10 protein-coding genes and 1 pseudogene are annotated in these 8,343 nt (G+C 77.7%); 5 read left to right on the forward strand and 6 right to left on the reverse strand.

The annotated features are described in order from the left end of the window. Nucleotides 1–11 precede the first annotated feature (11 nt). Nucleotides 12–215: a hypothetical protein gene (locus PSR1_RS03150; protein WP_059436188.1), complete on the forward strand. Its 204-nt coding sequence runs from the start codon at nucleotides 12–14 to the stop codon at nucleotides 213–215. Nucleotides 216–231: 16 nt separating this feature from the next. On the opposite strand, the gene PSR1_RS03155 is transcribed toward PSR1_RS03150, so the two are convergent. Together PSR1_RS03155 and PSR1_RS03160 are read right to left on the reverse strand one after the other, a co-directional pair. Continuing rightward, the gene (locus tag PSR1_RS03155) at nucleotides 232–1,026 is read right to left on the reverse strand and encodes a hypothetical protein (RefSeq protein WP_059436189.1); all 795 of its coding nucleotides are present in this window, start codon (nucleotides 1,024–1,026) and stop codon (nucleotides 232–234) included. A 9-nt stretch (nucleotides 1,027–1,035) separates the two neighbouring features. Continuing rightward, entirely contained in the window at nucleotides 1,036–1,692 is a 657-nt protein-coding gene (locus PSR1_RS03160) for an alpha/beta hydrolase (protein WP_059436190.1), read from the reverse strand. 117 nt (nucleotides 1,693–1,809) lie between these two features. Between PSR1_RS03160 and PSR1_RS03165 the strand changes: the two genes are divergently transcribed. From PSR1_RS03165 to PSR1_RS03175, 3 genes are read left to right on the forward strand one after another with little or no spacing between them, the layout of a single operon-like run. After that, nucleotides 1,810–2,391, forward strand: coding sequence for a biotin transporter BioY (locus PSR1_RS03165; protein WP_059436191.1), 582 nt, complete (start codon nucleotides 1,810–1,812; stop codon nucleotides 2,389–2,391). After that, nucleotides 2,388–3,116, forward strand: a complete 729-nt coding sequence (locus tag PSR1_RS03170) for an energy-coupling factor ABC transporter ATP-binding protein (protein ID WP_059436192.1) — start codon at nucleotides 2,388–2,390, stop codon at nucleotides 3,114–3,116. Before PSR1_RS03165 ends, PSR1_RS03170 begins: the two co-directional genes overlap by 4 nt. Then, on the forward strand, nucleotides 3,107–3,850 hold the full coding sequence (locus PSR1_RS03175; RefSeq protein WP_059436193.1) for a hypothetical protein: 744 nt from the start codon (nucleotides 3,107–3,109) through the stop codon (nucleotides 3,848–3,850). Before PSR1_RS03170 ends, PSR1_RS03175 begins: the two co-directional genes overlap by 10 nt. A 59-nt stretch (nucleotides 3,851–3,909) precedes the next feature. Here PSR1_RS03175 and PSR1_RS03180 read toward each other — a convergent pair whose 3' ends face one another. From PSR1_RS03180 to PSR1_RS03195, 4 genes are all read right to left on the reverse strand, one after another. After that, a complete protein-coding gene (locus tag PSR1_RS03180; protein WP_059436194.1) occupies nucleotides 3,910–4,650 on the reverse strand; it encodes a HAMP domain-containing sensor histidine kinase in 741 nt (246 codons plus the stop codon). A 153-nt stretch (nucleotides 4,651–4,803) separates the two neighbouring features. Further along, the gene (locus tag PSR1_RS03185; RefSeq protein ID WP_059436195.1) at nucleotides 4,804–5,430 is read right to left on the reverse strand and encodes an OmpW family protein; all 627 of its coding nucleotides are present in this window, start codon (nucleotides 5,428–5,430) and stop codon (nucleotides 4,804–4,806) included. 213 nt (nucleotides 5,431–5,643) lie between these two features. Continuing rightward, nucleotides 5,644–6,840 (reverse strand): pyridoxal phosphate-dependent aminotransferase, encoded by a 1,197-nt coding sequence (locus PSR1_RS03190; protein ID WP_059436196.1) that lies wholly within the window; start codon nucleotides 6,838–6,840, stop codon nucleotides 5,644–5,646. A 69-nt stretch (nucleotides 6,841–6,909) separates the two neighbouring features. Then, nucleotides 6,910–7,854, reverse strand: a complete 945-nt coding sequence (locus PSR1_RS03195) for a DUF5996 family protein (protein WP_059436197.1) — start codon at nucleotides 7,852–7,854, stop codon at nucleotides 6,910–6,912. Nucleotides 7,855–8,036: 182 nt separating this feature from the next. Here PSR1_RS03195 and PSR1_RS24370 point away from each other — a divergent pair. Further along, nucleotides 8,037–8,343, forward strand: a pseudogene (locus PSR1_RS24370) (patatin-like phospholipase family protein); the annotation flags it as partial.

Genomic DNA, 8,343 nt, shown 5'->3' on the forward strand with positions numbered 1-8,343 from the left:
CGGAGGCGCACATGGCGCTCGAGGAGCTCGCCAGGGCGAGGTGCCCGCGAGGCGACAGCCACCGGGTGTGGATCGACGGTCGCAAGGTCTACGTGCAGGACGCCGGGGGCAGCCGCCGCTGTGCGAATCCCTGGGGCCCGGAGGCACGCGACGCCGGGCACGCCATGGACATCGCCCAGTCGTTCCTCGCCACCCTCTGCCCGCGCCGCGGGTGATCCGGCGCCGGCCCGCTCAGCGCGTCGCGCCGGAGGCGGCGCGCGCCTCCGGCCCGCCGGCGGGGCCGAAGGTGAGCTGGTACGCGAGGTAGGCCTGCGCGGCGCGGGAGCCGAGCGCGCGGCCCGCCGAGGCGAGCACGTGGTGCAGCTCGCCAAAGTCGAGGACCGCGCCGACGTTGAAGCGCGTGTCGCCGCTCCCGCCCGGCTCGCGCGCGGTCGCGTGGAACACCTCGGCGCCGAGCGCGACGCCCTCCGCCACCCGGCGCTGCGCCTGCCATCCGAGGAGCCACCAGCTCCGGTTCCCCGCGCCGGGGCTCACCCAGTACCCGCCGCCGCCGTAGGTCGTCCACTCGCCCAGGCTCTTCTGCAGCCACACCGGCAGGAACACCTGCGCGTGGCCGGCGCCCAGGCCGCGGCGGTCGTCGCCGGTGGGCAGCTCCACCAGCGGGAACACGCCCACCTGCGGCCGGCGCTCGCCCTCGTGCACGACGCGCCACTTGGCGCCGAGCTCGGTGTCGCCGTAGCCGGCGCGGGCCGGGCCGCCGGGCGGGCGCACCCAGGCGAGCGGCGCGACCAGGTGGAGCTGCAGGTCGGGGAGCGCGCCGTGGTTCACCTCGACGTGCGGGGCGGTGCCGCCCCAGCCGTCCGCGTGCGACCACTGGTCGGCGGTCGCGAGGTAGACCTCCCAGTGGCGGAACGGCACCGGCTCCGGGTCGTCGGTGGTGTACGGCGGGCCGGCGAGCGCGCGCGCCGGCGCGAGCGCGGCGGCGCAGGCGACCGCGAGGGCGCGGGCGCGGGCGCGCGGATGCACGGCGCGAGCCTACCCCAGCCGCGCCGAGAGCCAGCCCGCCGCCTCGGCCAGCGTCTCGGCGGTGACCTCGTGCGCGCAGTCGAGCTCGCGGTGGACGAGGCGCGGCCCGAGCGCGGGGGCGAGCAGGTCGCGGATGGCGCGGCCTTGCTCCGGCGGGAGCACCGGATCGGCGAGGCCGTGCAGCACCAGCACCTCCAGGCCGGCGAGCTCGCCGGCCGGCCCGGGCTGGCCGGGGAGCGGGCGGCCGGAGTGGAGCACCGCGCCGCGCACCAGCTCCGGGCGCGCCAGCGCCGCCGCGAGCGACATGGCCGCGCCCTGGCTGAAGCCGAACAGGAACGTGCGCGCGGGGTCGGTGCCGAGCGCGGCGGGCGCGTCCGCCAGGAACGCCAGCAGCGCCTCGAGGCTGGCGGCCGCCTGCGCCACGTCGTGGCGAGGCGGCGCGGTGCGCCAGTCGATGGCGTACCAGGCGAAGCCCATGGGCTCCGCCTCGTTCGGCGCGCGCAGCGAGACCGTGAGGAACCGCGGGTCGAGGTGGGCGGCGAGCGGCAGGAGATCGCGCTCGTCCGCGCCGATGCCGTGCAGCAGCACGAGCAGCGGAGGCTTCGCGGAGGGCACGCGCGGCGGGCGCACCACGTGGACCATCGGCAGCGCGGGGCGGGAGGTCATGGCCGGGGGCACATCTAACCTGCCGCGAGGCGGCGCGCCTCGCCCGTGCGCGCCCTTGCGCCCACGCGCCGGAGGTGGTTCCTTGGCGCGCCGCACCCGCGGCCACGCAGCCCAGCCATGCCCGCCCCGAACGCCGACCCCGCCCCGCCCCGCCCCGCGCCGGCTCCCCCGCTCGCCCGCGTGCACCGGCTGGTCTGGACGGCGCTGCTCGCCGCGTGCATCGCGGTGGGCGCGTGGATCCAGGTGCCGGTCGGCGCCGTGCCCATCACGCTCCAGCCGCTGTTCGCGTTCCTGGCCGGCTACCTCCTCGGCCCCGCGCGCGGCGCCGCGGCGGTGGCGCTCTACGTGGCGGCGGGCGTGCTCGGCCTCCCGGTGTTCGCGGGCGGCGCCGCCGGGCTGGGCGTGGTGCTCGGTCCGACCGGCGGCTACCTGTTCGGCTTCGTGGTCGCGGCGGCGCTCACCGGCCTCGTCCCGCGGCGCGGCCCCATCGGCTGGGGCGCCGGCCTCGTCGCCGGCGCGGCGGCGCTCGCGGCCGCCTACGTCATCGGCGCGGCCTGGCTCGCCGCGGTGCTCCACCTCGGCGCGCGCCAGGCGATCGTGGCCGGCGTGGTCCCGTTCCTGCCGTTCGACGTGGTGAAGGTGGTGGTCGCGCTGTGGGTGGCGCGCCGCCTCCGGGCGCAGGGGCTCGCGCCGGCATGATCCGCGCGGACGGGCTCGGCTACGCGTTCGGCGCGGGCGGACCGGCGCTCGAGGCGATCGACTTCGCGCTGCCGCGCGGCGCGCTCTGCGCGGTGGTGGGCGCGAACGGCTCCGGCAAGTCCACGCTGCTCGCGCTCCTCGCCGGGCTGTTCACCCCGAGCGCCGGGACGCTCGCGGTGGGCGGCGACGCCTCGCCCGGCGCCGAGGAGGCCCTCCGCCGCCGCGCGGCGCTGGTGCTCCAGGACCCGGATCAGCAGATCATCGGCGCGACGGTGGAGGAGGACCTGCTGCTCGGCCTGCGGCCCGGAGACGCCGCGGCGCGCGACGCGGCCCGGGCGCTCGCGGCGCGGCTCGGCCTCGCCGACCTCGCGGCGCCGGTCCACGCGCTCTCGCTCGGGACGCGCCGGAAGCTCTGCATCGCCACCGCGCTCCGCGACGCGCCCGAGGTGCTGCTGCTCGACGAGCCGTTCGCCGGGCTCGACTACCCGGCCATCCGCGAGGTGCGCGCGGTGCTCGCCGCGAACCGGGCGGCGGGCGTCACCCAGGTCGTGGCCGCGCACGACCTCGAGGCGCTCGCGGACCTCGCCGATCGCTGGCTGGTGCTGGAGCGCGGGCGGCTGGTGGCGGACGGCGCGGCCGAGGCCGTGTTCCCGCTGCTGCGCCGGCACGGGGTCCGGCCGCCGGGCGCGTGGCTCTCCGCGCACGGGCTCGACCCATGGGCGTGACCGGGGCGCCGTCCTGGCCCGCCGCGCGGCGGGCGCGCGGTCCGCTCGGCGAGGTGGACGGGCGGGTGGTGCTGCTGCTCGCGCTCCTGTTCGGCGTGCTGGTGTGGCGTGCCGGCCCCGCGGCCAACGCCGTCTACGCGGCCGGCTTCGCGGCGGCGCTGGCGGCGTCCGGGGCGACCGCGCGCGAGGCGCGCCGGCTGGCGCGCTGGGCGGGCGGGTTCGCGCTCCTGTGGGGCGGCGTGAAGCTCGCGCTCGACCTCGCCGGCGGCACCCCGCCCCCGGCCGCGCTCGCCACCGCCGGGCTCCTGTGCCTTCGGCTCGCGGCGCTGCTCCTGCTCGGCGCCGCGGTGAGCGCCCTCGTCAGCCCGCGCGCGCTGGGGCTCGCGCTCGCCACGCTGACGCGGCCGGTGCTGCGCGATCGCGCGTGGAGCGCCTCGCTCGCGCTCCTGCTCATGGTGCACTTCGTCCCGCGCGCGCTCGCCGCGTTCGAGGCGGCGCGCGCCGCGCTGCGGGCGCGGCGGCTGCGCCTGTCGAGGACCCGGGCGCTGGCGCTGGTGGTGGAGGCCGGGACGCGCAACCTCGCGCGCATGACCTGGGACCAGACGCTGGCGGTGGCCGCGCGCCGGCTGGACCGGCCCGAGGCGTGGACCGGCGTGCCCCCGCCCCGCGCCCGCGACTGGTGCGCCGGCGCCGCGGTGGCGGCGCTCGCGCTCGCGGCGGCCGCGCTCCTCTAGCTCGCCCTTCGACGGGCTCGGGGCGAGCGGCTCCGGGGCGCGTCTCGCTCGACGGCGTCCTAGGCCGCCCGGGCGCGGCGGGGCAGCGTGGCCCGGACCACGGTGCCCTTGCCCGGCTCGCTCTCGTACTGGAGCGAGCCGCCGTGCATCGCGATCACCGAGCGCACGTGCGCGACGCCCAGGCCGTTCCCGCCGGAGCGGGTGCTGAAGAACGGCGTGCCGAGCCGCTGCAGCGCGTCCGGCGCGATGCCGGTGCCGGTGTCGCGCACCACCAGCTCGGCGCCCTCCGCCGACGACAGCACCTCCACCTCGACCTCCCCGCCCGGCGGGGTGGCCTCGATCCCGTTCGCGACCAGGTTGACGAGCGCCTCCTCGAGGCGCCGGGGATCGGCCTCGACGGTCGCGTCCCCGTGCGTCACGAGCCGCACCCGCGCCTCGCTCGCGCGCGCCGAGAGCCCCTGGAGCACGCCCGAGACGAGCGGGCCGACCTCGACCCGCGCCGGGGCGAGCTCGGACATCCCCCGCGCCGACGCGAGGTAGTCGCGCAGGATCCGCTCCATCCGCTCCACCGCGCGCGCCACCTGCTCGAGCCGCTCGTGCGACGCGGCCTCCCGCGGGTTGCCCAGCCCGAGCTGGACGAGCGCCTTCACCGCGGTGAGCGGGTTCTTCAGCTCGTGCGCCAGCGTCGCGCCGTCGAGGCCGGCGTCGCGGGACGCCGCGCCGTCCGCCGCGGCATGCTCCCGGACGCCGCCGCCCACGGCCGGCGCCGCTTGCCCACCCGGGTCCCTCGCGTCCCTCATGGCTGCGACCTCCTCCCCGTCGCCCGCGTGCGCGTCGTCCGCGCGCGGGCGACGGGGAGATAGCAGGGCGCCGGCTGCCGTTGAACGCGCACGGAGGCGCAGGGCCCGCGCAAGAACGCGCGCGTCACGCCCGCGCCCGGCGCGCCTCCGAGGCTAGAACCGGTACCCGATGCCCCCGCCGATCAGCCACGGATCGACGCGGACCTCGCTCACCTTGGCACCGCCGGCCTTCACGTCGGACCGGATCGTGACGTACTTCACGTCCGCGTTGGCGTACCAGCGCCCGGTCACCTGCACGTCCACTCCCGCCTGGGCCGCGAGCCCGAGGCTGTAGTCCTCCAGCTCGAGCTTGCCGACGCCGGGCACCGCGAGGTCGGTGGCGGTGATGAGCGTGAAGTTCACGCCGGCGCCGAGGTACGGCTTCACGCGACCGAGGGGCAGGTGGCCCTGCACCGTGAGCGTCGGGGGCAGGTGGCTGAACGTCCCGATCTTCGCGCCCGACAGCTTCACGTCGTGCTCCTGCGGGTAGGTCAGGACGAGCTCGGCCGCGAGGAACCGGTTGAAGAACCAGGAGACGTCCACCTCGGGGATGACCTTGTCGCTCACGGTGATCGCGTCCTTCGGGACGCCGAGCGCGGGGATGGCGTCGGACCGGTCGGCGGGGACCAGGTACAGCGCGCGCAGCCGGACCATGAGGCCGGACTCCGGGGTGGGCTCCTGCGCCTTCGCCACCGGCGGCATCGCGAGCGCGAGCGCCATCACGAGCAGCATTCGCTTCATCGGGTCTCCTCCGACGCCGGCGGGCCGGCCGTCGCACGTTGTGTGCGCGGCCGCACTGCAACCGCGGCGCCGGGCCGGAGGGGCGCGGAACGACGGCGTTCCGCGCGGCGGCGCGGGCGCCGGTGGGGCGGGGTTGTCGTCGGCGGAGTGGGATCGTCTTGCGCGTTGGCGGCGCGCGTGCGACCGCGCGCCGCAGGCCGCGAGCGCCGGCCGCTAGGCCCCGCGCGCCTTCCGCGCGGCGCGGGCGAAGCCCGGGGCGGCGCGCCGGATCACCTGCTCGTCCACGCAGAACGTGAGCCGGACGTAGCCCGGCATGCCGAAGCCGCGACCCGGCACGGCCAGGATGTTCTCCTCCAGCAGGAGCCGCACGAAGGCCTGATCGTCGCCGCCCGGCGCCTCCGGGAAGAAGTAGAACGCGCCCTCGGGCAGGTGGAACGCGATGCCGGCGCCGGTGAGCGCCTCGGCCATGGCGCGGCGGCGGCGATCGTAGACGGCGACGTCCACGCTCTCGTCCACCAGCGCCTCGACGAGCCGCTGCCCCACCACCGGCGCGTTCACGAAGCCGAGCGTGCGGTTGGTGAGGGTGAGCGCGTCCACCAGCACCTGCGAGTCGGGCATGGCGGGGTTCACCAGCAGATAACCCACCCGCTCGCCGGCGAGCGACAGGCTCTTCGAGAACGAGCCCACCACCAGCGAGAACGGGGTGAGCGGCAGGATCGGCGCCACCTCCGCGCCGCCGTAGGCGAGCCGGCGGTAGGGCTCGTCGGAGACGAGGAACACCGGGCGCTCGCGGCCCTGGTTGACGCGCGAGAGCAGCGCGCCGAGCGCCCGCATCGTGGCGGCGTCGTAGATGCGGCCGGTGGGGTTGTTGGGCGAGTTGACGAGCACCACCCGCGCGCGCGGGCCGATGGCGGCCTCCAGCGCGGCGAGGTCGGGGGTGAAGTCCGGCACCTTCGACGGCACCGCCCGGAGCACGCCGCCGAAGTGGCCGGCGTACGCGCCGTACTCCACGAAGTACGGCGCGAAGCACAGCACCTCGTCGCCCGGCTCCAGCACCGCGCGGAAGAACGTGACCAGCCCGCCGGCGGCGCCGCAGGTGAGCACGAGGTGCCGCGCCTCGACCGGCGCCTGCTGCTCGGCGGCGAGGCGGCGCGCCAGCGCCACGCGGACCGAGGGCAGCCCGGCGTTCGGGCAGTAGCCGAGCCCCATGGGCGCGGTGATCTGCTCGGCGAGGCCGCGCAGCGCGGCGGCGGCGGCGGGGGGCGGCGGGACGTCCGGGTTCCCCAGGCTGAAGTCGAACACGTTGTCGGCGCCGATGCGCTGCTTCAGCTCGAGGCCGGCGTCGAACATGCGCCGGATCCAGGAGGCGCCCTCCATCTCGCTGCGGATCTGCCGGGTGACCACGTCCATGTGCCGCCTCCTTGCCGGGCCGTCCGTTCTACACCATCTGGTCCGGGCCCGCCGAGCCGGCGGGCGGGCTCACGGACCGGGCGCCGGGGCGCCGGCGGCCCGCTCCAGCGCGGCGCGATCCCAGCCGCCCAGGCTCGCGCCGGCGCGGTAGGCCGCCTCGCAGAACGCGCGGATCTCCGCGGCCGGATCCGGCGCGGCGCGGGCCGCCGCGTACGGGAGCAGGAACTCGCCCAGCCGCGCGTCGTAGCGCGCGCCCGCGACGCCCAGGTCCGCGTCGCGGAAGCCCGGCGGCTCCGGCGCCGCGTAGGCGTAGAGCACCGGCTCCTCCACGCGGGCCCCGGAGGCGGCCGCGCCGCCCGGCCAGAAGCCGAACGAGATCACCTCGTGCGAGTACGCCTCGCGCGTCACGGCGTCGGCGCCCGGCCGCTCCGGCGCGCGCCGCCCGGAGAAGCGCGTCGCCGCGAGGTCGAAGCTTCCCCAGAAGAAGTGCACCGGGCTCTGCTTGCCGAGGAACCCGTCGCAGAGCGACTCCAGCGCGGCCGCGCAGCGCCGGAGCACCTGCCAGAAGCGGTTCGCGGCCTCGGCGTCGTACGGCCGCGGCGCGTCGTCCCGGTCGAACGGGACCGGATCCGGCACCTCGCAGGGCACCGGCGAGAGGCGGGCCCTCACGCCCAGCGCGCCGAGCAGCGCCCGGTACTCGTCGTAGAACGCGTGCACCGAGCGCGGCGCGAGCGGGACGGAGGCGGTGCGCCGATCGGTCCGCACCGCCAGCACGTGATCGACGAGATCGAGCTCGAGGTCGAGCCAGCCGTCGGGCGTGGCGATCGGGACCGGGCTGGCCAGGCCGCGGGCGGAGACGCGCAGCGCGGTGTGCCACCAGTGGTTCTGCGCGGGGGCGAGCGCCAGCAGCGTCTTGCCCATGATCTGGGTCCACATGTGCAGCGCGTGGCGGGTGCCGTCCCACGGGGCGAGCGGCAGGTCGGGCCAGGCGGCCGCGGCGGGAACTCGGGTCATCGGAGCGCCTCCGGCACGGACATGTGCGCCGGCGCGGCGGCGCGCCGGGCTCGCACGGGGGCGGCATCGCGGACGGGTGGACCCGCGCGGCAGGCGCCCCCACGGCGCGCGGCCGCCGGCTCGACAAGCCCCTCACCGATGGCAAAGTGGCCTGCGATCGTGACAGCCGCGAGGGACTCCGCATGCAGGACGGGACGGGCGAGGCCGAAGGGCTCCTGGAGTGCGACCTGGTGATGAAGGGCGGCATCACGAGCGGCGTGGTGTACCCGCTCGCGCTGGTGGAGCTGGCGCGCCGGTACCGCTTCCGCTCGGTGGGCGGCTCGTCCGCGGGCGCCATCGCGGCCGCGGCGGCGGTGGCGGCCGAGTACGGGCGGCAGACCGGCGCGACGGCGCCGGGGTCCGGCTTCGCCGGCCTGGCGGCGCTCCCCGCCAGCCTGGGCGAGCGGCTCCCCGGCGGCGGCTCGCGGCTGTCGTCGCTGTTCCAGCCGA

Source organism: Anaeromyxobacter sp. PSR-1 (genome assembly GCF_000964525.1).
Lineage (GTDB): Bacteria > Myxococcota > Myxococcia > Myxococcales > Anaeromyxobacteraceae > Anaeromyxobacter.

Excerpts from the sequence above, each read along its gene's own strand:
- PSR1_RS03150 (WP_059436188.1), top strand. The coding sequence starts at position 12 with ATGGCGCTCGAGGAGCTCGCCAGGGCGAGGTGCCCGCGAGGCGACAGC.
- PSR1_RS03160 (WP_059436190.1), bottom strand. The coding sequence starts at position 1,692 with ATGACCTCCCGCCCCGCGCTGCCGATGGTCCACGTGGTGCGCCCGCCG.
- PSR1_RS03165 (WP_059436191.1), top strand. The coding sequence starts at position 1,810 with ATGCCCGCCCCGAACGCCGACCCCGCCCCGCCCCGCCCCGCGCCGGCT.
- PSR1_RS03170 (WP_059436192.1), top strand. The coding sequence starts at position 2,388 with ATGATCCGCGCGGACGGGCTCGGCTACGCGTTCGGCGCGGGCGGACCG.
- PSR1_RS03175 (WP_059436193.1), top strand. The coding sequence starts at position 3,107 with ATGGGCGTGACCGGGGCGCCGTCCTGGCCCGCCGCGCGGCGGGCGCGC.
- PSR1_RS03180 (WP_059436194.1), bottom strand. The coding sequence starts at position 4,650 with ATGAGGGACGCGAGGGACCCGGGTGGGCAAGCGGCGCCGGCCGTGGGC.
- PSR1_RS03185 (WP_059436195.1), bottom strand. The coding sequence starts at position 5,430 with ATGAAGCGAATGCTGCTCGTGATGGCGCTCGCGCTCGCGATGCCGCCG.
- PSR1_RS03190 (WP_059436196.1), bottom strand. The coding sequence starts at position 6,840 with ATGGACGTGGTCACCCGGCAGATCCGCAGCGAGATGGAGGGCGCCTCC.
- PSR1_RS03195 (WP_059436197.1), bottom strand. The coding sequence starts at position 7,854 with ATGACCCGAGTTCCCGCCGCGGCCGCCTGGCCCGACCTGCCGCTCGCC.